This is a genomic window from Rhodococcus sp. R1101, assembly GCF_000278445.1.
In the GTDB taxonomy this organism is placed as follows: Bacteria; Actinomycetota; Actinomycetes; order Mycobacteriales; family Mycobacteriaceae; genus Rhodococcus; species Rhodococcus gordoniae.
Window position 1 is genome coordinate 1 of the sequence record NZ_AJVB01000804.1, and the last position, 971, is coordinate 971.

The 971-nt window shown below is 71.8% G+C and carries 1 protein-coding gene; it reads right to left on the reverse strand.

All coding sequences use genetic code 11. The features are described from left to right. Nucleotides 1-971 (reverse strand): replication-associated recombination protein A (locus tag R1101_RS0124340; protein WP_016935744.1); only part of this gene is annotated, 971 nt, incomplete at both ends.

The following is a 971-nucleotide window of genomic DNA, read 5'->3' on the forward strand; positions in this document are numbered from 1 at the left end:
AGGGCGGCGGTGACCGAACCCGATTTGGGGGCGGTGGCGATGTGGATCGTCGCCTGGGCGAGCGCGAGCTGGGCTTCGGGCATCCCGACCTGCTGGACGACCTGCGCTGCGGCGACCGCCGTCTGGAGGGCGGTGGGGTCGGCCATGCCCACCTCCTCGCTGGCCTGGATCATCAGGCGACGGGCGATGAAGCGCGGGTCCTCCCCCGCGACGATCATCCGTGCCAGGTAGTGCAGGGCCGCATCGACGTCGGAGCCGCGCAGCGACTTGATGAAGGCACTCGCGACGTCGAAGTGCTGATCGCCGTCGCGGTCGTAGCGGACGGCGGCCTCGTCGATGCTCGACTCCACCGTCGCGAGGTCGATGACGGCCGCGTCGTCACCGGAGACGGCGAGCGCGGTGTCGGCGGAAGCTTCGAGCGCCGTCAGGGCACGGCGGGCGTCGCCCCCGGCGAGCCGGACGAGGTGGTCGAGGGCGTCGTCGTCGATCTCGACCGCACCCGCGAGTCCACGGGCGTCGGTGCGCGCACGTTCGAGCAGTGCCCGGATGTCGTCGGGCCCGAGCGGCTGCAGTTGCAGCACCAGCGACCGGGACAGCAACGGGGCGACCACCGAGAACGACGGGTTCTCGGTCGTCGCCGCGACCAGCAGCACGATGCGGTTCTCGACGGCGGCCAGCAGTGCGTCCTGCTGGGTCTTCGAGAAGCGGTGGACCTCGTCGATGAACAGCACCGTCTGCTCACCGTGGGTGAGCCGCCGGCGCGCCAGATCGATGACGGCGCGCACATCCTTGACGCCCGCCGACAGGGCGGACAGCGCTTCGAACCGGCGGCCCGTGGCCCCCGAGATCAGCGACGCCAGGGTCGTCTTCCCGGTGCCGGGCGGACCGTAGAGCACCACCGAGGCGGCGCCCGATCCCTCGACGAGTCGCCGCAGCGGCGCCCCGGGTTCGAGCAGATGCTGTTGCCCGAC